The sequence below is a fragment of the Kitasatospora sp. NPDC059648 genome (assembly GCF_042734825.1).
Lineage (GTDB): Bacteria > Actinomycetota > Actinomycetes > Streptomycetales > Streptomycetaceae > Kitasatospora.
The window spans coordinates 35,444-56,608 of the sequence record NZ_JBHWDU010000033.1 but is presented as its reverse complement, the minus strand read 5'-3'; the positions used below and the strand labels follow the sequence as shown (position 1 = coordinate 56,608).

General features: G+C 72.7%; 16 protein-coding genes and 3 pseudogenes. 13 read left to right on the top strand and 6 right to left on the bottom strand.

Features of this window, described 5'->3' with window-relative positions; translation table 11 throughout:
* The first annotated feature begins 246 nt into the window (after nt 1–246).
* From ACFV1W_RS20865 to ACFV1W_RS20850, 4 genes and pseudogenes are all read left to right on the top strand, one after another.
* The gene (locus ACFV1W_RS20865) at nt 247–579 is read left to right on the top strand and encodes a CATRA system-associated protein (RefSeq protein WP_380418588.1); all 333 of its coding nucleotides are present in this window, start codon (nt 247–249) and stop codon (nt 577–579) included.
* Nucleotides 569–2,140 (top strand): CATRA conflict system CASPASE/TPR repeat-associated protein, encoded by a 1,572-nt coding sequence (locus ACFV1W_RS20860; RefSeq protein ID WP_380418586.1) that lies wholly within the window; start codon nt 569–571, stop codon nt 2,138–2,140. The genes ACFV1W_RS20865 and ACFV1W_RS20860 overlap by 11 nt, the downstream gene beginning before the upstream one ends.
* A 133-nt stretch (nt 2,141–2,273) precedes the next feature.
* Nucleotides 2,274–3,056, top strand: a complete 783-nt coding sequence (locus ACFV1W_RS20855) for a hypothetical protein (RefSeq protein WP_380418584.1) — start codon at nt 2,274–2,276, stop codon at nt 3,054–3,056.
* 128 nt (nt 3,057–3,184) lie between these two features.
* A pseudogene (locus ACFV1W_RS20850) lies at nt 3,185–3,439 on the top strand (flavodoxin family protein); the annotation flags it as partial.
* Between the two features lie 102 nt (nt 3,440–3,541).
* Here the strand turns inward: ACFV1W_RS20850 and ACFV1W_RS20845 are convergent.
* Together ACFV1W_RS20845 and ACFV1W_RS20840 are read right to left on the bottom strand one after the other, a co-directional pair.
* A pseudogene (locus ACFV1W_RS20845) lies at nt 3,542–3,850 on the bottom strand (cytochrome P450); the annotation flags it as partial.
* A gap of 81 nt (nt 3,851–3,931) precedes the next feature.
* Nucleotides 3,932–4,432 carry a hypothetical protein gene (locus ACFV1W_RS20840; RefSeq protein ID WP_380418582.1) on the bottom strand — a complete coding sequence of 167 codons (501 nt, stop codon included), beginning with the start codon at nt 4,430–4,432 and terminating at the stop codon, nt 3,932–3,934.
* A 466-nt stretch (nt 4,433–4,898) separates the two neighbouring features.
* Between ACFV1W_RS20840 and ACFV1W_RS20835 the strand changes: the two genes are divergently transcribed.
* The gene (locus ACFV1W_RS20835; RefSeq protein ID WP_380418580.1) at nt 4,899–5,999 is read left to right on the top strand and encodes an alanine racemase; all 1,101 of its coding nucleotides are present in this window, start codon (nt 4,899–4,901) and stop codon (nt 5,997–5,999) included.
* 87 nt (nt 6,000–6,086) lie between these two features.
* On the opposite strand, the gene ACFV1W_RS20830 is transcribed toward ACFV1W_RS20835, so the two are convergent.
* Nucleotides 6,087–6,974 carry a helix-turn-helix domain-containing protein gene (locus tag ACFV1W_RS20830; RefSeq protein WP_380418579.1) on the bottom strand — a complete coding sequence of 296 codons (888 nt, stop codon included), beginning with the start codon at nt 6,972–6,974 and terminating at the stop codon, nt 6,087–6,089.
* A 111-nt stretch (nt 6,975–7,085) separates the two neighbouring features.
* Here ACFV1W_RS20830 and ACFV1W_RS20825 point away from each other — a divergent pair, with 111 nt between their 5' ends.
* Entirely contained in the window at nt 7,086–7,472 is a 387-nt protein-coding gene (locus tag ACFV1W_RS20825) for a YybH family protein (RefSeq protein ID WP_380418577.1), read from the top strand.
* Nucleotides 7,473–7,558: 86 nt separating this feature from the next.
* Here ACFV1W_RS20825 and ACFV1W_RS20820 read toward each other — a convergent pair whose 3' ends face one another.
* Nucleotides 7,559–8,773 carry a saccharopine dehydrogenase family protein gene (locus ACFV1W_RS20820; protein WP_380418575.1) on the bottom strand — a complete coding sequence of 405 codons (1,215 nt, stop codon included), beginning with the start codon at nt 8,771–8,773 and terminating at the stop codon, nt 7,559–7,561.
* A gap of 195 nt (nt 8,774–8,968) precedes the next feature.
* Here ACFV1W_RS20820 and ACFV1W_RS20815 point away from each other — a divergent pair, with 195 nt between their 5' ends.
* Nucleotides 8,969–10,762 (top strand): serine/threonine-protein kinase, encoded by a 1,794-nt coding sequence (locus ACFV1W_RS20815; protein ID WP_380418573.1) that lies wholly within the window; start codon nt 8,969–8,971, stop codon nt 10,760–10,762.
* 155 nt (nt 10,763–10,917) lie between these two features.
* Nucleotides 10,918–11,643, top strand: a complete 726-nt coding sequence (locus ACFV1W_RS20810) for a hypothetical protein (protein ID WP_380418572.1) — start codon at nt 10,918–10,920, stop codon at nt 11,641–11,643.
* Nucleotides 11,644–11,701: 58 nt separating this feature from the next.
* Here the strand turns inward: ACFV1W_RS20810 and ACFV1W_RS20805 are convergent, their stop codons facing one another.
* The gene (locus tag ACFV1W_RS20805) at nt 11,702–12,964 is read right to left on the bottom strand and encodes a citrate synthase (RefSeq protein WP_380418570.1); all 1,263 of its coding nucleotides are present in this window, start codon (nt 12,962–12,964) and stop codon (nt 11,702–11,704) included.
* A 151-nt stretch (nt 12,965–13,115) separates the two neighbouring features.
* Between ACFV1W_RS20805 and ACFV1W_RS20800 the strand changes: the two genes are divergently transcribed.
* Nucleotides 13,116–14,276, top strand: a complete 1,161-nt coding sequence (locus ACFV1W_RS20800; RefSeq protein WP_380418568.1) for a citrate synthase/methylcitrate synthase — start codon at nt 13,116–13,118, stop codon at nt 14,274–14,276.
* 108 nt (nt 14,277–14,384) lie between these two features.
* A pseudogene (locus ACFV1W_RS20795) lies at nt 14,385–14,686 on the top strand (glycosyl hydrolase family 18 protein); the annotation flags it as partial.
* A gap of 76 nt (nt 14,687–14,762) precedes the next feature.
* Here the strand turns inward: ACFV1W_RS20795 and ACFV1W_RS20790 are convergent.
* Complete coding sequence (locus ACFV1W_RS20790; RefSeq protein ID WP_380418566.1) at nt 14,763–16,313, bottom strand: RICIN domain-containing protein; 1,551 nt, start codon at nt 16,311–16,313, stop codon at nt 14,763–14,765.
* Nucleotides 16,314–17,186: 873 nt separating this feature from the next.
* Between ACFV1W_RS20790 and ACFV1W_RS20785 the strand changes: the two genes are divergently transcribed.
* The 3 genes from ACFV1W_RS20785 to ACFV1W_RS20775 all read left to right on the top strand — a co-directional run bounded on the left by ACFV1W_RS20785 (nt 17,187) and on the right by ACFV1W_RS20775 (nt 20,928).
* A complete protein-coding gene (locus tag ACFV1W_RS20785; RefSeq protein ID WP_380418564.1) occupies nt 17,187–19,064 on the top strand; it encodes a putative Ig domain-containing protein in 1,878 nt (625 codons plus the stop codon).
* Between the two features lie 134 nt (nt 19,065–19,198).
* Nucleotides 19,199–19,657: a hypothetical protein gene (locus ACFV1W_RS20780; protein WP_380418562.1), complete on the top strand. Its 459-nt coding sequence runs from the start codon at nt 19,199–19,201 to the stop codon at nt 19,655–19,657.
* Nucleotides 19,658–20,142: 485 nt separating this feature from the next.
* Nucleotides 20,143–20,928, top strand: a complete 786-nt coding sequence (locus ACFV1W_RS20775) for a MerR family transcriptional regulator (RefSeq protein ID WP_380418560.1) — start codon at nt 20,143–20,145, stop codon at nt 20,926–20,928.
* The last annotated feature ends 237 nt before the right edge of the window (nt 20,929–21,165 follow it).

Sequence of the window (21,165 nt, the reverse complement as noted above, 5' to 3'; positions counted from 1 at the left end):
GCTACGGCTTCCTCGAAGAGCGCCTCGTCGGCGTTCACCGCGTACCTGCGGAACAGCGCCCACCCCCGCTCGACGGAGAACCGGTGCCGGCGTGGCCAGACGTCCATCACGAGTACCTCCGAGTCCTCGGCCCTGTCCCGGGCAGGAGAGTGAGCACACCTTAACGTTCGTCAGTACACGTCACTCACAAGCCCGTTGTTGCCCTATCCTGTGGGGCGATCACGAGCGCATGGGTGAGGGGGGTGCATGTCGTACGACATCCGGGCAGTCCGTCGGCAGGCCGTTGATCTGTTGTCCGAGGCGCCGACGTGGCGGCTCTCCTCCCGTGGGTGGTCCCGGGTGGGGGAGTGCTTGGCGGCCCTCCAGGCCGGTGCCGAAGCGGGCGACCCGACGGCGCTCAGGCGTGCGACCGGGCGGCTCTCCGACCTCGTCGACGTCTGGCGGGCCCCCCGGTCAATGGCCGAGGGGGAGAACGAGCCCATGCCGCCACAACTCCTCGAAGCCCACGGGGTGCTGATCCGGACGCTGGAGGACACCGACGGCGGCGGGAGCTCGCAGGACGGCACCGATGAGCACTGAGGTCCGCTTCGCTCGGGAGGCTCTGCAACTCCACTACTTCATGGACGTTCAGCAACTCACCGGCCCGGGCCGGACCGTGCTGGACGCCCTCTGGTCCGCCTGCGGGCGGATCGGGATGGACCGACCGGTTCCGTCGACTGGCGATATGGTCCTGCCCCACACAATCGACGCGTCCTCGAGCTTCCACCCGGTGAGCAGTCGCCGGAGTAGTGGGCCCGGCGTGTTCGAGGCCCGGGTGTACGTGCTCGGCGGGATCGCGGGCCTCGTCGTGATGCTCGCGCCACCGGACGCCGGCGCCTCGCACGGCATGGCGGAGACGGCGACGATATGGGCCGACCTGGAGCGGGCATGGGACGGCGCCTACACGCCACCGACGCAAGGGGGCGTGGACCCGCTGATCGGCAGCGCCCGCATGTACCGCGCCCTCGCCGATGCGAGTCCCGACGGGGCCCTCGACCTCGATGCCGTGGCCGGCCGACTCGCCGGGATCGTGCCGGGTGCAGCGACGGACGGGACCGACCGGATCTCCGAACGGTTGTCGCTGCCGGCCGAACTCTCCATACGGGAGGTGGCGTCCCGAAGGACCGGGGAGGACCACGTGGATCGGACATTCGTCACCACCACGAGAGCCACCGATACCGACGAGGCCTCGCTGGACACATGGTCGTGGTTCGACGTCCTCAGCCCGATGGCGCCGGTCACCAGGTACCTGTTGCACGCCGCCGCCATCCGGGACCAGCACCAGGTCCGTCAAGCCGCCGACCCAGGCTTGACGCGACGTAGGACCGCATTGCGGGAGGACGGCCAGCTCCTGCTCCTGGACTGTCACCGGCTGCTCTCGACGAGCGGCTACCACAGACGTGCCGCACGGCGGGAGCTGGCCCGCTGGGAGGAACTGGCGGAGCGGGCACACCGGCTCCTGGTCGAGGACGGGATCGCCGCCGACAGGGAGCTGAAGCTGCGTACGATGGGCCGAACGATCGGGGTCCATTCCGCCGCGATGACAGCCGCGTTGAGCACGCCTGCCGACCCCAACCCCCGCCCCCTGTTCTCGGACGCGCAGTGCGCGACGCGCCTGGCGGACGTGCTGGAGGAGGACGCCTTCTCCTTCGGCATCGAGCGCGAGCGCGTCAAGGAAGCGGCCCGCATCGCGACCGAGTCGGCCACGCAGCGCCTTCAGAGCCACCAGCAGTACCTGTCGCTCGTGCAGACCTCCGTGATCGGGGGGCTACTCATGGCGCTCACCGCCGTGCAGACGCTGGGGTTCAGGCTTCCGCTGGCCGAGCACCTTCAGGGGCCGTTCATCGCCCTGCTCGCCACGCTGGCGGTCTCGCTGCCCGCAGTGATCATCCGGCGCTGGAGCGGCGGGGATGGGGGACGGCCGGGAGCGGCCTTCGAGATAGCCGGTCTGGCTGGGGCCGGTGCCGCGGTGGGATGGTTGCTCGCTCGCGGGGCCGGCCACGGAGACTGGTCCCCGGTGGTGACGGCTGCCTTCGCGGTCGCCGGCGCCGTCCTGCTCGGCACTGGTGGCGCGTGGCACGCGCGCCGCGCGTTCCGATGAGTTCCGTCCCCCGCTGCCGTACCGAGACGGAGGACCGCACCGCGGCGCGGTGAACGCCCCGGCCAGCCGACCGCAAGCCGATGATCCGGCCATCTGCGGACGGACCATCCCCAACCGATGTGTGGAGACCCAGGTGACGACCCTCGCCGACAACGACAGCCTCCTGCCCAGCGCCCCTCAGTTCTGGGATGTCGTGAGCGACGTCCTCACCTCGTGGTTCGGCGTCGGCAGCGTGGCTGCCACCATCACCGCGACCCTCATCGCGGTGCGGATGTGGTACTTGGCAGGGCGGGAGGGCTACCGGGCGGCCCGGGCCGGTGGTCGCACCGTCGTGGCCGCCGCCCGCTTCAGCGCTCGTCACCTGGGACGCATCCCGGGACACCAGAAGCTCTACGCGAGCCTGACGACCCTGGCGGTCCTCGTCCTGCAGGCCCTGTGGCTCGCAGGGACGTACTTCTTCGTCAGTGTGCTCGTCGCCAACGTGCGCTCCATGTTCGGCGGCGCGCCGGTCGGCGATCTGCGCGATCTGCTCCGATGGGGCGGCGTCAACGGCTACTACACCGTCGGCTGCTTGCTGCTCCTGGTGGCGGCGTACGCGCTGACCATCACCGGCAACCGGGAGATGACCCCGGCGCTCGGTGTCCTGCCCGCTGTCCTGCCGGCCCTGTCAGCGGTGCTACTGCTGTTGTTCGCCGTCCTCGCGACGCTCATCTACGGCCTGCTCGCCGTCTTCGGCTCCGACGACATCTCCTGGGCCGACGTCGGCTTCTTCTGGTGCGCGGTCGTCATCCTTACCTTCTACGCGCTTTCGGGCTTCGCGGCGATGGGCGCCACCGTTCTGACCGCTGCGGCGTGGCGCGCCGACGAGTCATCCATCGCCACCGGTAGCCCCACCGGGGCGGCGGGAACGGCCTGATCCATGGTCGCGGGTACCTCGGCCCGGCCACCTGAGAGCCCGGCTTCCGCCCCTTGCTTCGGCCGGTTGAAGCAGCATTGGGCATGACCGATTTCGTGGCTGGTCAGGTAGGGTGCCAGAGTGTTCCGCCGGTCTGGCTGGGGGACAACTCCTCCGTGATGAAGAAGGTCATCGAGCGGTTGTACGCCTGTTCCTCGACCCTCAACCCCGACGGGCAGTACGCCTACTACGGCCGGGTCGGCGGCTGCCTGATCACCGGCAACGAGGACGGCGCCAAGCACTGCGCGATGAACGTCCTCTACAGCCTCCAGCACCTCGGCTGCACCGTCCCGCCCCAGGCCGACGCCGGCTGGGTCGGCGAAGCAGGCCCGGGCCCCTCGTACCGTCACCGGCAGCCGTTCCGGGATCCGCTTCATGAAGCCCGTTCGCCAGACCAACTGGCTGACCGGAACGGCGAGTTCGAGGGCTGGCAGTCGGTCAAGCAGGGTCGCCAGGGCGATCCGGGCGTGGACGCGCCCGAGCGCGGTGGCGGGGCAGTAGTGGGAGCCGCCGCCGAAGGAGACGTGGTCGGCGGCGTTGGCGCGGTCCAGGTCGAAGCGATGGGGATCGGGGAAGGCCTCCGGGTCGAAGTTCGCGCCCTCGACCGGCACCAGGACCAGCTCCCCCCGCGTGACGTCGACGTCTCCGAGCCGCACGTCGGCGAGGGCGAGCCGAGGCAGGGCGTCACCGATGGACAGGTTCACCCGCAGCAGTTCCTCCACGCCCGCGTCGACCAGGTCGCGGCGGTCCCGCAACAGGTCCCAGGTGGTGCGGTGGGTAACTCGCGGACCGCACCGCCGAGCGTCCTGTTCCGCGTTCCAGGAGGCGGACAGCCCTCACGCCCCGTCGGATCGGGAGCCCCGCAGGGGGGCGGCAGGCCCGACCCGGCAGGCGAAGACCACGTGGACGACGATCACCAGCACGGCGGGAAGGCCTCCGAGCATGACCAGGAGGAACGGCACGAGGTTGGCGAGCACGGCGAGAGCGAGACGGGTATCGCTGCCGCGTGCCGCCCAGGGGGCCACCATGAGCAGGGCCAGGGCGACCGGGCCGCCGATCACCAGCGCGGTGAGGAGGACCAGTTCCGGCATCGACTCGCCGGAACCCCACGTGCCGCCGCCGTAGGCCGCCCCGACCAGGCTCAGGAGCAGCACCGTCGGTCCCAGGAACCGGATCGCGTAGTGCGCGACGGCCCGTAGGAACCAGCGCAGGGCCGCCCTGCCGTGATCGGTCCGGCCACGGGCGCCGACGGCGAACGGGAGGAGCAGCAGCGGCAGGATGCACAGGATCGACATCGCCGGATCCCCGCCGGGGTAGCCGTCGTCCAGCTCGAACACCGTCAGGTAGGCCGCGGGCAGTCCGGCGAGCAGTGCGATGGTGAAGGAGCGCCCGGTGTCGCAGCAGAGGTTACGACTTTCGCTCCCCCCGCCCCTGTCGGACCGTCCGCGGTGCAGGCCGGCACCATCGGGACGTGCCGTAGTCGAGGACCGGCCGAACCCTTCCCCGGCCGGCCTACTGCCGGCCGAAGTCGCGGGATGGGCGTCCTGCGCCATGGTCGTTCCCCCCTCCATAGGATTGAACGCGTTCAAAATATGCCCCCCTCGTGCATCCGGTCAATCGTCCGCGCCACCGTTGAACCCTCGTCGCCGGGCTCGGGCGACGGTGCGGGCGTGTGCCGGGAGAGCGCGGTGTCGGGCGCGTCGAGTTCCCGGGCGGCCGTCCCGACCAGGACAGCGGATTACCCGAACCGAGCCCGGGCCAGCGAGAATGCATCCGGTGCGATTCGAGTCGGAAAGGAACGAGATGAGCGGAATCCCGGTGGAGATCGACACGCCGGACATCGTGGTCGAACTGGACGTGCTCCAGAGGAACATCGAGCGCATGGCGGCCGCGCTGTCCGCCAAGGGCTTGCGGCTGCGCCCCCATGTGAAGACCCACAAGATGCCCGAGATCGCCGCGCGGCAGCTCGCGGCTGGGGCGGTCGGGCTGACGGTGGCGACCATCGGGGAGGCCGAGGTCTTCGCCGAGCACGGCGCGACCGATCTGTTCGTCGCCTACCCGCTCTGGATCGGGCCCCGGCAGGCGGAGCGGCTGCGCAGGCTCACCACCCGGGCCAGGATCGCGATCGGCACGGACTCCGTCGAAGCGGCCGAGGCGGCGGGCCGCCGCCTCGGGGCCGCGGCCGGTGACGTCGAGGTGCTGGTGGAGATCGACAGCGGCCACCACCGCAGCGGCGTCCGTCCGGCCCAGGCGGTGGAGGTCGCGGGCGCGGCGGCCCGTGCCGGGCTCCGCGTCGGGGGAGTGTTCACCTTCCCGGGCCACGGCTACGCGCCGGACATGCCCGAACGGGCCGCCGCGGAGGAGGAGAAGGCCCTCGGGGAGGCCGTCGAGGCGCTCACCGCCGCGGGCTTCGAGGTGACGCGGGTGAGCGGTGGCTCCACCCCCACCGCGGAGCTGACCGGGAGTTCGGCGATCACCGAGGCGCGGCCTGGCGTCTACGTGTTCGGAGACGCCCAGCAGCTCGAACTCGGCCGGTGCTCCACGGCGGACATCGCGCTGACGGTCGCGGCGACCGTCGTCAGCCGTCACGAGGGAGACGGCACCACGCCCCGGCGGGTCGTCCTCGATGCGGGCAGCAAGGTCCTCGGCGGCGACCGGCCCGCGTGGGCAACGGGCTTCGGGCGGCTCATGGACCACCCCGGGGCCCGCATCACGGCGCTCTCCGAGCACCATGCCACCGTGGTCTGGCCCGCCGACAGCGACCTTCCCGGGCTCGGCGAGCGACTGCGCGTGATCCCCAACCACGTCTGCGTGGCGGTGAACCTCGTCGACGACGTCGCCGTGGTCGCCGGTGGCGAGCTCGTCGGCCGTTGGCGCGTGGCCGCACGCGGCAGGAACGCCTGACGGCGGCGGCCGCGGTGGGCGCCGGGCCCAGGGAGCCGGGCGGCAGCAGAGGCTCCACCCCTTCGAGCTGCGCGCCTCGGCGCCGGGTCAGCGCTGGGTGCGGCGGAAGGCGCCCGGGGTCCGGCCGGTTTCGCGGGTGAAGAACTTGCCGAAGTTGGTGGGTTCGGTGAAGCCGAGGATGCGGCCGATCGTGGCGACGGGCAGGTCGGTGTGGGCGAGGAGGCGTTGGGCCTGGAGGGCCACGCGGGCGTCGACGAGCTGCTTGGCGGTGCGGCCGGTGGCGGCCAGGCAGGCGCGGGTGAGGGTGCGGGGGGAGTAGCCGAGGCGAGCCGCGTAGTCCCCGACGGAACGGGTGGTGGCGAAGGAGCGCTCCAGCTCGCAGCGGAAGGCGAGGTGGAGTTCGGTGCCGGGGGCGGGGTGTGCGGCGGGGGCGGGGAGGCGGGCGACGCGGACGAGGAGCGCGCCGAGGAGCTGGCGCAGGAGGACGCCCGTCAGCTCGGCGGTGGAGTGCACGGCCTGGAGCGTCGCGTACTCCGCGGCCAACTCCGTGGTGGCGCGGTCGAAGGCGGCGAGGTCGGCGGGTGACAGCTGCCAGGCGACGGGCCCGAACCCGTCGAGCGCGGAGCGGGTCGAGGGCAGCGGCGGCGGGAAGTCGGCGGTGAAGAGGACCAGTACGGCGTCGAGGTCCGCGAGACGGCCGTCGGTGTCCTGGGGCAGCCGTTGGACCTGGCCCGGCCGCAGGTGCAGCAGGGTGCCGCGAGTGCACGGGTGGGTGACGAAATCAACCATCGCCGTGCCCTCGCCGCCCCGCACGAGCAGCAGCTGGTGGAAGTCGAGGCGGCTCGGCCGACGGGCCACCGAGCGCTTGAGCCGGGGTTTCAGGGCGTCAAAGGTCAGCACCTCGATGCCCGTGCGCAGTCGGTCCGGGTTGTCGTAGGCGATGTCGATGACCTCGTGCTGTCCATTTTCGACCATCACGAGTCCCGACCCTACCTCGCCCGGAGGCGGCCCCGGCGGGATCGTGGAGTCACGGCGGCAGAGTGCCGCCGCGACTGTCGAATCCGCGAGAAGCGAGGCCCGTTCACCATGTCCACCCCCCTGATCACCGATCCCGCGCAGCTTCCCTCCGCCTTCCAGGACGCCCTGAACTCCGGGGACGTCGACGCCGCCCTGGCCCTGTTCGCGCCCGGTGCGGCGATGCGTACGGTCTCCGGCGAACTCATCTCCGGCCCCACGGCGCTGCGCGCCGAGATCGGCGGGACGGTCGCCGCCCGCGGCCGCCTGACGAACATCCAGCGGCACACGCTCGTCGGGGCGGGCACCGCGCTGCTGGTCACCGACTGGACCCTGGAGATCGACACCCCCGCAGGCGACCGCGTCGCACCGACCGGTACCACCGCCAACATCGCCCGTCGGGACCCCTCCGACGGCGGCTGGCGCTTCGCCCTCCTCAACCCGCTCGGCACCGCCTGAGGCGGTCGGGTGGCCGGGGCACGGCAAGGTGATCGGGCCACCCGGCCCCGCCCCCGGCCCCGCCCCTGGCCACCCGGCCCCGCCCCCTAACGGCCGGGGGCGGTCGTCGGTGGGGTGTCCAGCACCCGGAAGGAGATGCCCGCCGCGATCAGCCGGTCGATCAGCGGCCGGCCCATCGCCACCGCCGTGGTCAACTGCCCCGCCCGGGGCGGCAGATCGTCGTACGACAGGCAGAGCGCGGACTCCGCGAGCATCTTCGCGGTCTCCTGATAGCCGGGGTCGCCCCCGGACACCTCGGTGAGGACCGTCCGCCCGTCGTGAGCCCGTGCCACGAACCGGACGGCGAACCAGGACCGCGCCCGCTGCTCCGCGCCGGGACCGTCGCCGGGCTTGCGCAGCCGCCCCAGGGCCCGGCGCAGCACGGGCAGTTGGGCGGCGACGGCGAGCGCCGCGACCGCGGCGACACCGCCGAGCGCGATCGGCAGCCGCCGCACCGCCGCGTAGTGCGCGTAGCCGAAGTCCGGGCCGTACTCGTCCAGTGCGGCGGCCGAACGGGACACCACCTGGGGGTCGATCGTGGGCAACGGCAGCGCCCAGGCCCGGGCCGCCCGCGACCGGTGCGGGCGGCCGGCCGGGGTGCGGACCAGCCGTCCCTTCGGCCGGGGCTCCGCCGCGCGGCGCGCCCGGGCGGCCCGGGCCATCGCCCGCGGACGGGAGAAGGCCGTCATCGCCGAGGCGAAGGTGCCGCCGGAGACGGTGCCGCCGGCGCGGACGAAGCCCTCGACCGAGACCCGGGCCGCCGGGCCGCCGCGGCGCAGCAGCTCCTCGACGGTGAACAGCACGCCGAGGTCGTGCGGCACCGAGTCGAACCCGCAGGCGTGCACCAGCCGCGCGCCGGTGGCCAGCGCCCGCTCGTGGTGCCGCAGGTACATCCGGTCGACGAACTCCGGCTCGCCGGTGAGGTCCACGTAGTCGGTGCCGCTGTCCGCGCAGGCGGCCACCAGCGGCTCGCCGTGCCGCAGGTACGGGCCGACCGTGGAGATCACCACCCGGGCTTCGGCGGCCACGGCGCGCAGCGCCTCGCGGTCGGCGGCGTCCGCGATCAGGAGGGGGAGCTCGGCGCAGCGCGGGTCGATCCGCACCAGCTTCGCCCGGACGGCGGCGAGCCTGCCCTCGTCCCGTCCCGCGAGTGCCCAGCGGCACCCCTCGGGCGCGGCCCGGGCCAGGTACTCGGCGGTGAGTCCGCCGGTGAAGCCGGTGGCACCGAACAGGACGAGATCGTACGGGCGGGGCTCGGCCATCAGCAGTCCCTACGTGCGGGTGATCGACTGCGCCACGCTAGGAGCCCGTCGTGGCACTGTCAACGGTTCCGGTTCCGAGCCCCCGGTCCCCCCTCGGTGCGAGGTCCACCGAGGCCGGAGTGCGTTCGGCGGTCGGGCCGTGCCGCGCGACCGGCCGCGCCCGGCGGCTATTGTTGATCTTCAACGTGATCGGGGGTGGGTTCCATCAGCGGGAACAGTGGTGCGCTGGGTGCGCTCGGGGCGGATGAACCGCGGGAGATCGCCGGCTACCGGCTGCTCGCCAGGATCGGCGAGGGCGGCATGGGATCGGTGTACCTCTCGTGCACGCGCGGGAAGCAGCCGGTCGCGCTGAAGGTGATCCGCCGGGAGTTCGCGGACGACGCGGAGTTCCGCCGCCGCTTCCAGCACGAGGTGAGGGCGGCGCAGCAGGTGCGGGGCTACCACCTGGTGCCGGTGATGGACCACGACGCGGGCGGGCGACAGCCGTGGCTGGCGACCGCGTACGTGCCGGGTATGCCGCTGGACGAGGTGCTGGCGGCGTTCGGCCCGCTGCCGGTGCCCGCGGCGCTGGAGCTCGTCGGGTGCGTGGCACGCGGGCTGGCCTCCGTGCACGCGGCCGGGGTCGTCCACCGCGACCTCAAGCCCGCCAACATCCTGCTCGGGGCGGACGGCCCCTGGGTGATCGACTTCGGGATCGCGCGGGCCGCCGAGTCCACCCAGCTGACGCGCAGCGGCGGCTTCATCGGCACCCCGCAGTTCATGTCGCCCGAGCACGGCACGGGGGCCGAGGTCACTGCGGCCGCCGACGTCTTCTCGCTCGGCCTGATCGCCGCCGTCGCGGCCACCGGTCGGCACCCGTACGGCTCGGGCGGCGCGCTGACCGTGGCCACCCAGATCGCCAACACCGAGCTGCGGCCGCCGGATCTGACCGGGTACCCGGAGCAGTTGCGGCCGCTGCTGGAGCGTACGGTCATCGCCGACCCGGCGGTCAGGGCGACGCCGAGCGAGCTGGCGGAGCTGTGCGAGCGCTCCTTGGGCCGCGCCCTGAAGCCCGGCGAGGGTTGGCTGCCGGGGCCGGTCACCGCGGCCGTCGCCGAGCGCGGGCGCGAGGCGGAGCGGCTGCTGGCGGGCGCGCCCGCGCACCCCGCGTCCGTACCCCAGGTGTCCGTACCCCCCGTTTCCGTAGCGTCGGCAGCGGGAGCCGACGGGGGCGCGGCCACCTACGTGCCCACCCAGGTGGCGAGCCGTCCTGGCGACGACGTGCACAGCGCGCCCACCCAGGCCGCACCTCCGGCTCCGGCCGCACCCCCGGCCGCGGCGGCGGGGCGGCCGCCCCGCCGACGGACGCCGATGGCCGTCGCCCTCGTGGCGGCCCTGGCCGTGATCGCCGCCGGCACGGCCTGGTTCCTGTCGGGCGACGACAAGTCCGGTACCACCGGGGCCACGGGCGCCCCGACGACGACCGCGTCCGCCCCATCAGCAGCCGCCACCGCTGCTGCGACCGCGGCCCCGGGCACGCGGCCCGCCGACGCCCCGCCCGCCGCGGCGTCCGCCACCGCCGCTTCCAAGGGCGGCTACGAGCCGGTCTTCGCCGACCGCCCGCTGCTCGTCGGCCCGCCGGTGATCGGCGCGGTGATCACCGTCGACCTGGACACGCCCAAGGTGGTGCCGAACGGCGATCTCGGCGACCACCAGGCCGACTTCTACTACCTCCTCCAGTTGATGCACTTCCGCACCCCCATGGCCAAGAGCCCGGGCACGTCACCCGAGCAGTGCCGGCAGTCGGTGGACACCGCCCCCCTGCCCGCGGAGCTCAGCAACACGGCGCTGATCGACCAGAAGGCCCTGAAGAAGGGCGACGTGCTCTGCACGGTCACGGACAAGGGGAACCTCGCCATGCTCAAGCTCACCGACGTGAAGCCGACCGGCCAGCCGTTCGACCCCCCGGCGTACAGCTTCCTGCTCTCCCTCTGGAAGCCCGCCGGGTAGGCAAGGGACGTTCGGCAGGCGCTTCCGCAGGCCTTCGGACTGCTGCAGTTCCCATCGCGCCTCTGACGGGCCGTCCGACCCGACGTCCCGTCAGGGGGCACGAACAGGGCCCGGGCAGGGACTGGCATGATGGCCGTGATCATCAGGGGGGTGTCATGGCGCTGTTCTCGCCGAAGTGCCCGGTCGGGCCGGAGGAGCGGGCCTGGATCGAGGAGTCGATGGCCTGGCTGGCGGCCGAGTTCGGGCGTGGCGTGCTGGACCGCGCGCCGGTGCTGCCGACCGCCGAGTACTTCCCGGGGCCGTACCGGGGCTCGGAGGAGGACATCCGGGGCGTGATCGCCCAGATCTGCGGATACCTGGGCGTGGCGCCCAACCGGCTGACCATCGAGATCCAGCCGGATGACGGCGAGGACGCCATGGTCGCGGACCTCCGGCTCGCCCGGAGGTCCCGCTACGCCGCGGGGCACTACCGGCGCGAGAACGGGCGGCCGCTGATCGCCATCGACCAGCGCCAGGCCGCCCGTCCGGTCGCCCTGGTCGCCACCATCGCCCACGAGCTCGGGCACGTCCGCCTCCTCGACGAGCAGCGCATCCCCGCCGACCGGCGCGACCAGGAACCGCTCACCGACCTTCTGACGGTCCACTTCGGACTCGGCATCTTCGCCGCCAACTCCGCCTTCGACTTCCGTCAGGGCAAGCAGGGCTGGTCGTACTCGCGGCTCGGCTACCTGAGCGAGCGGATGCTCGGCTACGCCCTGGCCTGCTACGCCCACCGGCGCGGCGAGACCGAGCCCGCCTGGGCGGGGCATCTGACCACCAACCCGCGGGCGTACCTCAAGCAGGGCCTGCGTTACCTGGACCGGAACCCGCCGGGCGTGTGACGTCCCGGGAGCGGGTGGACGTCGACTCCCAGTGGAACGCGATGCCGGTGACGCGGAGTCAGCTCCGCTGCGGCGGTGGCCCGGTGTAGCTGCCGCGGGCGCGCATCCGTAGCGGCTCCTCGCGGTACTCCTCCACCGCGTGGGCCAGCCAGCCCGGGGTGCGGGCGACGGCGAAGACCACCTCGCCGGCCTCGGCCGGGAGGCCGGCGGTGAGGGCCATCGCGGCGAGGGCCAGGTCGATGTTGGCCCGCAGGGCCGGTCGCCCGGCGGGGCCCGCCGCCGCTTCGACCTCGGCGACCGCCGCCACCACGGCCGCGCCGCCGTCGAGCCGGGCGACCGCGTCGAGCAGGGCGACCGCCCGGGGATCGCCGTCCGGGTAGAGGCGGTGGCCGAGACCGGGGATCGCCCGGCCGGTGCGCAGGTAGTCGGAGACCACGGGTACGGCGCCATCGGCCAGCACCTCGGCGAGCATCCGCTGGGCCAGCGGGCTGGCCGCGCCGTGCAGCGGGCCGTCGGTGGCACCGAGGCCGGCCGAGACCACCGCGTACGGATGGGCCCGCGCGGAGGCCGCGACCCGGGCCGCCACCGTGGACACCGCCAGCTCGTGGTCGATGAGCAGCACCAGGGCGCGGTCCAGGCAGGCCAGCGCCTCGGGCGTGGGCGCGGTGGTGGCGAGCCGGCTCCACAGCCGCGCCGCGAGGGTGGCGTCCGGCCCGGGGTCGGGCGCGGTGCGGGGCAGGGCCTCGACCATTCCGGCGATCAGTGCGGACCCGGCCGCCAGTACGGTCTGTTCGCGCAGGTCGAAGCGGAGCGGGTCGAGCGCGGCGCCGACGGTGGCCGCGATCCGCAGCCGGTCGGGCAGCCGGATCCCGTCGGGGAGCGCGGCGGCGGCCCGGGTGAGGGCCTCGGCGGTGGCGGGCGGCACCCGCAGGGAGACCGGCGCGTCGGTGCCCTGACCCCAGAGCCAGGCGACGGCGGCCTCGAAGCCGTGCTCGGCGGCGAGCCGGACGGCGTCGCGGCCCCGGTAGTAGAGCCGGCCGTTCTCGATCAGGGTCAGTCCGGTCCGTACCGTGACCGGTCCACCGGGCCAGGCTTCGGCGCCCGGGCGATCGACGGCTGCCGATTCGCCGGCTGGTGGGCGCACCGGGGCGCGGCGGCCGCGGGCGGCCAGTTCGGCCACCTCGCGGGCGTCGAACGTGCTGCCCCTGCCGCCCGGGGCCCGCTCGCTGCTGAGCTGGCCGCGGCTGGCATAGGCGTACACCGTCTCCACCTTGACGCCGAGCTGCTCGGCGACCTGCTGGGTGGTCAAGCGTTCGGCCATGGTCCGCCCTTGTCCTCGTCCCGCGTCTTGATGATGATCGATCGATCCACAGTATTCCACATTGATTTCAATCAATATTGACAGCATGGATCAACGATCGGAGAGTACAGAACGTCAACGGGAACGAACACCCACCGGAAGGACTGTCGCCATGCCGACCACCCCGAGCACCACCGAGATCGAGGTCCCCCGCGGACTCAAGGGCGTCGTGGTCACCGAGACCGAACTCGGCGACGTCCGCGGGCGGGAGGGCTTCTACCACTACCGCCAGTACTCGGCGATCGACCTCGCCGAGCAGCGCACCCTGGAGGACGTCTGGCACCTGATGCTGCTCGGCGCGCTCCCCGACCCGGCCCGCCGCGCCGCCTTCCTGGCCCGTACCGCACCGCTGCGCCGACTGCCCGACGCGCTGCGTCCGGTGCTGCCCGCACTCGCGGCGAGCACCGCCCACGGCGGCCCGCTCGCCGCCCTGGGCGCCGCGCTCTCGATCGCCGCCGCCGACCGCGGCATCCGGCCGCTGTACGACACCGCCCCCGAACGGCGCGTCGAGGACGCCCTGTTCGCCACCGCGCTGGTGCCCACCGTGCTCACCGCGCTGTACCGGCTGCAGAACGGCGAGCAGCCGGTCGAGCCGCGCGAGGACCTCGGCCACGCCGCCAACTACCTCTACATGCTGACCGGCCGGGAGCCCGGGCCGGCCGAGGCCCGGGCGATCGAGCAGTACCTGATATCCACCGTGGATCACGGCTTCAACGCCTCCACCTTCACCGCCCGGGTGATCGCCTCCACCGGGGCCGACCTGGTGGCCTGTCTGGTCGGCGGGCTCGGGGCACTCTCCGGACCGCTGCACGGCGGAGCCCCCAGCCGGGCGCTGGACACCCTGGACGCGATCGGCACCCCGGACCGGATCGACGGCTGGATCCGGGAGCGCGTGCTGGCCGGCGACCGGATCATGGGCTTCGGCCACGCCGTCTACCGCACCGAGGACCCGCGCTCCCGGATGCTCCGCGGTGTCGCGCGGTCCTTCGGCGGCGAACTGGTCGGCCTCGCCGTCCAGGTCGAGGCCCGGGTCGAGGCGATCCTGGCGGAGCTGAAGCCGGGGCGCGAACTCCACACCAACGTGGAGTTCTACGCCGGCGTGGTGATGCACCTGTGCGGCCTGCCCCGGGAGATGTTCACCCCCACCTTCGCCGCGGGCCGGGTGATCGGCTGGAGTGCCAACATCCTGGAACAGGCCGCCGACTCCAAGATCATCCGCCCGTCTGCCCGCTACACCGGCCCGGCTGCGCCGGCGCCGCTGCCGACGGCCTGAGCAGCCTGCCCGCGCAGCACGCACGGCGGCCACCCGGCGGGCAACGAAGAGGCGGTGGCGAGGCGGCCGGCACGGGGGCGTGGGGCGCGGCGCGGCCGGGAGGGCGTCGTGGCTGAACGGGCAGGGATGTTTCAGGCCGAGGCCGCCGGCGCGACGATCCTGATGTCGATCGGCGGCCCGCCGCGGGCATCGACCTGAGTTCCAGTACCGTCGCCGACAGGTTCGTGGCGACCGTCGTCCCGATCGTCAAGAAGTACAACTTCGACGGGATCGACATCGACATCGAGACCGGTCTGTCCGGCAGCGGCAGCATCAACACGCTGTCCGCCTCCCAGGCCAACCTGATCCGCATCATCGACGGCGTGCTGGCCCAGATGCCCGCCGGCTTCGGCCTGACGATGGCCCCCGACGCCTGACAGAGCTCCGTGCGGGGCCGCCGAAGCGGTCCCGCACGGAGTTCCCCGGATCTCCGCTCGGTGCGGCTCGTCAGCTCAGGGTTGCCCAGTTCTGGGAGTTGGCGTTGCGGGTCGGGTTGACGACCACGGCGGCGCCGGCGCTGACCGCGCTGCTGTCGAGCACGTAGCCGGTCGCCGGGTTGGTGATCGTCAGGGTGCCGCTGCCGTTCTGGGTGACCTGCCACTTCTGGTACTGGTTGGCCGAGTTGAAGGCCTGCAGGGTGGCCTGGGCGCCGGCGGTGGCGGGGGCGGTCAGGGTGAGGGGGGTCGGGCAGCTGTCGTAGATCCGCGCCGTGCCGTCGGCGTTCGGGTCGAACTTCCACTTCTCCGAGGCGTGGGTGGGGTCGTAGGCGTTCAGGTCGGCGACGACGTTGGTGGCGTTGGCGCACTGCCCGGCGTGCTCCAGGGCCAGACCGCCGCCGTTGGTGAGGCCGTGGTACTGGTTGTCGCCCACGATGCCGGGGCCGTAGTCGATGGTGTGGGCCGCCAGGTAGCTGAGGGCGCTTCCGGTGGTGGCGAGGTTGCCGGCCGCGCGGTCGGTCTTGAAGTAGTCCGCGAAGGTCGACGGCGCCTTCGAGGTCAGCAGGGCGATGGTGCCGTTCCAGCCGCCGTCGACGTTGTTCCACAGGTCGAGCAGCGAGCCGTCCACGTTGCCCTGGACCTGGTCCCCGGTGTTCCAGCCGGTGGTGTACGTGAAGGGGTAGCTGCTGCCGTCGGACCACACGTAGCGGTAGTCGCCGAGCAGGTACGCGGCCGTCGAGTCGGCGAAGCCCTCGGTCCACGCGCACGTGCCGGAGCTGACCAGCTGGATGTAGTGCGGGCTGCAGTTGGTGACGGCCGGGAACGAGCCGTTGTACAGGCGGTGCATGAAGAAGTGGCCGGACTCGTGGAGCACGGTGTGCTCGGAGTCGGGATCGGCGGCCGAGAGGTGGACGGTGTTGGCGAGGTCGTAGTACGGGCCGTCGGCCGAGTTGGCGGTCCACCGGACCGTGAGTTCGGTGCAGGCGTTGTTCGCCTCGCGGGAGGACCAGCAGGCGCTGCTGCCGTTGCCGCGGTGCTGGTACAGGAGGTTGACGGTGTCGAAGGCGTGCCAGGCCCGGGCGGTTGCGGCGGGGGGCTTGACCGTGCCCAGCGAGGTGCTGCCGGCGATGTTGGTCTGGGTGGCCGAGTCCAGCGTGTACGGCGTGCCGGTGGTGTCGGCGACCTTCCAGTACTGCCCGCTCTCGGTCCGGAACCGCACCCACATGCTGCTCATCGAGGTGGTCGAGGTGGGGGTGTAGCAGAGGTTGAAGCTGCCGTCGGTGCTGTTGGTGAGCTGGTAGTCGGCGGTGAGCTGGTGCGAGGTGTCGGTGGTCTTCTCCGCGCCCCACAGCTGGATGTCGGCGTTGCGGGCCGGCTTGGTCTGGGTGGGCTTCGTCGGCCCGGCTTCGGCCGACTGGTAGTCGTACTGCAGGGTGCCGCTCAGGCAGATGGGACTGGCCGCCCGGGCGGGTGTCGCCGCCAGCGGAACGGCGGCCGTGGCGGCGAGGAGGACGGCGCCCAGGGCGGCGGAGGTGTGCGGCAGTCGAATCCCGATGGCCATGAGGGGGTTTCCTCTCGTGGGGAACACGCCTGGGAGTGACGGAACGGTTCGATGACGACCGAGTCCGCAGCCAGGATCGAGGCCGGACACCCCCCGGGGTAAGAGCGCGCGGGAGTGGGATGACGAGCCGGTAGTCCGATGGAAGCACTTCGGTGGCGAACTCAACGCCGCACGCCCCGAGCGCCGTTGGCGCGCCCGTGTACGCCCTGCTCGGGAACGGGCAGGGCATGCGGGCCGGGGTGCAGGAGACCAGCCGCTCCCACGCCGACAGTTCGGCTTCGTCGGACGGGGCTGCGGTACCGTCCGCCTCGGGTTCCGGGCGCCACAAGGAGCGGGGGACCGGGCCCGGTTCGAGCAGTTCGAGGGCCGTCGAACAGCCCGAGGATCTCCCCCGCCGGTGCGCCAGCGGCCGCGACCGAAGCCGTCCTGCAGCTTCCGCCCGGCGATCCCGGTCTCCGGGGCCGGGTCGGCCAGTCGTGATCGAACCAATCGGTCGGATCTGTGAAGGAATGTTGAAACCGCGACGTTTTCACTGAATGCGGAAACAGTGTTCTGACCGTTATTCAGTGAATGCCGGACCCTTCGGAAGAGTTCTGGATCAGGTACTTCACCTGCCCGGACCCCGTTCTTAATGTTTCCTTACCCCTGGCCGTTGACCTGCGTTCGTCAACTCTGCTTTCCTTCATGCCCAGCAGGCAGCCCCACCGAAAGACAGTCAATTCCGGTTGCCCGGAAGAAATGACCGGATTTGGCGTTCGGGCGGATTCCGCCGTCTGCTCCTTCCCCACAAAGGGATCGTTCGCGGCCCCCCAACGGCCGTGCGGGCGATCGGTACGAGAGAGGCACCCCCACCTCATGGGTCACTCCCACAGAATGCGGCGTGCGAAGTACGCGGCGCTCACCGGCCTGGCGTCCCTCGCCCTCGCCGCCGCCGGCCTGGCCGGTGCGGCCGGCCCGGCCGCCGCGCAGGACATCTCCAGCTCCTCGGGCAGCGTCGGCAACGAGTTCAACCCCTGGAGCCCGCAGAACGGCCACCCGTACCGCCACGGCGCGGTCCCGGGCAAGCAGCAGCAGGAGAAGTACAAGAAGTGGCTCGCCGCCAAGAACCAGGCGGCGGCTACCGGCCAGGAGACGCTCTCCTACGGCGGCGGCGTCGACGGCATCGGCGTGCAGAGCGGCCACTCCAAGGTCTACCTGGTCTTCTACGGCACCCAGTGGGGCACCCAGACCACCGACGCCAACGGGAACGCGAAGTTCTCCGGCGACTCGGCCGGCGCCGCCGGTGCCACCCAGCAGATGTTCAAGGGCATCGGCACCAACGGCGAGACCTGGTCGGCCGACCTGACCCAGTGGTGCGACGGCCCCAACGTCGCCACCGGTGCCACCAGCTGCCCGTCCAACGCCAACTTCATCCCGTACCAGAGCGGCGGCGTCCTGGCCGGCGTCTGGTACGACAACGCGGCCGCCTCGCCAGCCCAGGCCACCGGCAACCAGCTGGCCCAGGAGGCCGTCAAGGCCGCGGGCCACTTCGGCAACACCACGGCCGCCGCCAACCGCGACGCGTACTACGTCATCCTGTCGCCGCACGGCACCAACCCGGACGACTACCAGAACCCGACCACCGGGTACTGCGCCTGGCACGACTGGAACGGCGACACCACCCTCACCGGCGGCGCCGCCAACTCGCCCTACGGCGACATCGCCTTCTCCAACCAGCCGTACAACATCGACCAGGGCTCCACCTGCGGCGTCGGCTTCGTCAACTCGCCCGGCACGCTGGACGGCTACACGATGACCCTCGGCCACGAGTGGCACGAGATGATGTCCGACCAGAACCCGGCCGGCGGCTGGACCAACCACGTGAGCGGCAGCTCGTACAACGGCCAGGAGAACTCGGACGAGTGCGCCTGGATCCAGCCCGGCTCGGCCGGCGGCGCCGCCAACGTCTCCTTCGGCTCCTACGGCACCTTCGCCGAGCAGGCCAGCTGGTCGAACGACACCAACTCCTGCGCCATCTCGCACGCCATCCTGACCCACGGCAACACGGTCACCGTCACCAACCCGGGCAACCAGTCCGGCACCGTCGGCACCGCGGCCAGCCTGCAGATCCACGCCAGTGACTCGGCCTCCGGCCAGACCCTGAGCTACTCGGCCACCGGCCTGCCCGCCGGCCTGTCGATCAACTCCTCGACCGGTCTGATCTCCGGCACGCCGACCGCCGCCGGCACCTCCAGCGTGACGGTCACCGCGACCGACACCACCGGCGCCGCGGGCAACACCACCTTCACCTGGACCGAGTCCTCCACCTCGGGCGGCGGCGCCGTCACCAACGGCGGCTTCGAGAACGGCAACGCGACCGGCTGGAGCACCACCGGCAGCGCCTCCGTCCTCGGCGCGGCCGCCCACAGTGGCAGCTACGGCCTGCAGCTGGGCTCCAGCAGCCCCAGCACCGACTCCACCGCGGCCCAGACCTTCACCGCGCCGGCCGGCTCCAGCACGCTGTCCTTCTGGTACAGCAACACCTGCCCGGACACCGTGACCTACGACTGGGCCACCGCGACCCTGAAGGACAACACCGCCGGCACGACCAAGACGGTCCTGGCCAAGACCTGCTCCTCCGCCGCGAGCTGGACCAACCAGACCGCGACCGTCACCCCCGGTCACTCGTACACGCTCACCCTGAGCAACCACGACGACGACTACGCGGGTGACCCGACCTACACCTACTACGACAACGTGACCGTCTCCTGACGATCGCCTCGGCTCGACGCACCGGGGTGGGCCTCGTGCCCGCTCCGGTGCGTTTCTTCGGTTTCGGGGGGATCCGATCCGGCCTCCGGTGCGTCGAACCGGTACCGCTTCCACCTCTGCACCAAGGAACCACCATGAACCTGAGAAGACCCGCCGCCCTCGCCCTGACCTGCGCCGCCGCCCTGCTGGCCCTGACCGGCTGCGGCTCGAAGGGCGCTGCGACGGCCGCCTCCGCCCCGGCGCCCACCACGAAGGCCGTGACCGCCCCGGCCGCCGTGACCGCCGACGAAAAGGCCAACCGCACCACCCTGAAGGTCGCCGTCGGCGCGACCGTCTCGGTCCAACTGCACGGCACCTACTGGTCCGCCGTCGCCAGCTCCGCCGCCGACGTCCTCACCCCGGCGGGCGCCCCGACCACCGCGCCCTCCCCGTCCTGCCGCCCGGGCGGTGGCTGCGGCACGGTCACCACCTCCTTCGCCGCCCGGACGGCGGGCACGGCGCACCTCACCGCGTCCCGCACCGCCTGCGGCGAGGCCCTCAACTGCGCGCCGGACCAGCGCAGTTACGACGTGACGATCGAGGTGACGGGCTGAGCACGTCCGTTGCCCCCCGGACCGTGAGCCGGGACACGCTTGAGCCGGCCCCTGGGGCAGGGTGGAGATTCGTCGCAGCAGCCGGACGCCGATCCGGACCCGGCGGACCCCGAGGAACACCATGTCCACCACCGTCCCCAGGCCCCTGGCCACCACCCGCCCCGACCGGGACCGCCCGGCACCGCGGCAGGCGATCGGGGAGCTCGTCGGATCCGGCTTCGTCGGCGTGCAGCTGCGGGTGGCCGACGAACGGGGCGAGTGGGCCGGCAGCGTCGGGGCGCGCGAGCTGGGCGGCGACGCCGAGCCGCTGACCGACGGGCACCTGCGCATCGGCAGCGGCACCAGGGCTCCATCGCGGGCTCGGTGCTGCTGCTGGTGGCGGAGGGCAGGATCGCGTGGGACACCCCGGTCGACCACTACCACGGAAGGGCCCCGAACCGGGGGGTGGTCGGCCGCCCGCTCCGAACGCACGAGAGGCTGGGCACATGATGAGCGGAGTCACGATCGGTCAGGCCGCGGCGTTCCTCGGGGTCTCGGTGAAGACCGTGCGGCACTACCACGAGCACGGGCTGGTCGACGAACCGCGGCGCGACGCCTCCGGCTACCGGCGGTACGGCTCGGACGAGCTGCTGCGGCTGGTGCAGGTCCGGACCCTGGCCACCGCAGGGGTGCCGCTGGCCGAGATCGGGCCCCTGCTCGACGCCGACGCCGAGGAGTTCGCCGCCGCCCTGGCCGACGTCGAGCGGCGGCTCGCCGAACGGATCGCCGAGCTGACGGCGCGCCGGGAGACGCTGCACCGGCTCGCCGAGGGCGACCGGGCCCTGCTGCCCGACCGCGCCTGCGCGATCCTCGACCGGATGCCCGGCCTCGGCTTCGACCCGGACTACGTGGCCGCGCAGCGCGAGGCGCTGGTGCTGGCCCGGGTGCTGGTGCCGGAAGGCTTCGACGGCTTCCTCAGCCAGCTGGAACACCAGCTCGACGACGCCGAGTTCGTCGAGCTGGCCAAGCGCGGGTGGGAAGCCCGGGACCGGGACCCGGACGACCCGGGGATCGAGGAACTCGCCGCCGCCATGGCCGACCGCTACCTCGCCAACCCCGCTCTGCTGGGGGACCCGGGCAGTCTGGAGGCCTGGAGCAGGGCCGCCACCCAGTACCGGCTGATCGACCGGCACGGGGAGGAGCGGGCGCCGGTCTCCGCCCGGCTGACCGCGCTGACCGAGGCCAGGCTCCGGGCCGCCGGCGTGGCGGGCCCACGCCTGCCACGCCGGTGAACCGGAGCCCCGGCCGGGCGTCGCGCCCGGGACACCCTGCAGACCGGTCAGCGAGAGGGTGGCCGCCCCGGAGCCGAACCCCGGGGTCCTGTGGAAGCCGAGACCGTCACCGTCTGAGCCCGCTGAGCCCGCTGAGCCCGCTGGGCCGGTGAGCCCTCCGCTCCCTCCGGGCCCCGGCAGCCTCCGAGCCGGCCGCCGGCCGTTCCATCGGTTGTTCCACCGGTGTTCAACCGTGTG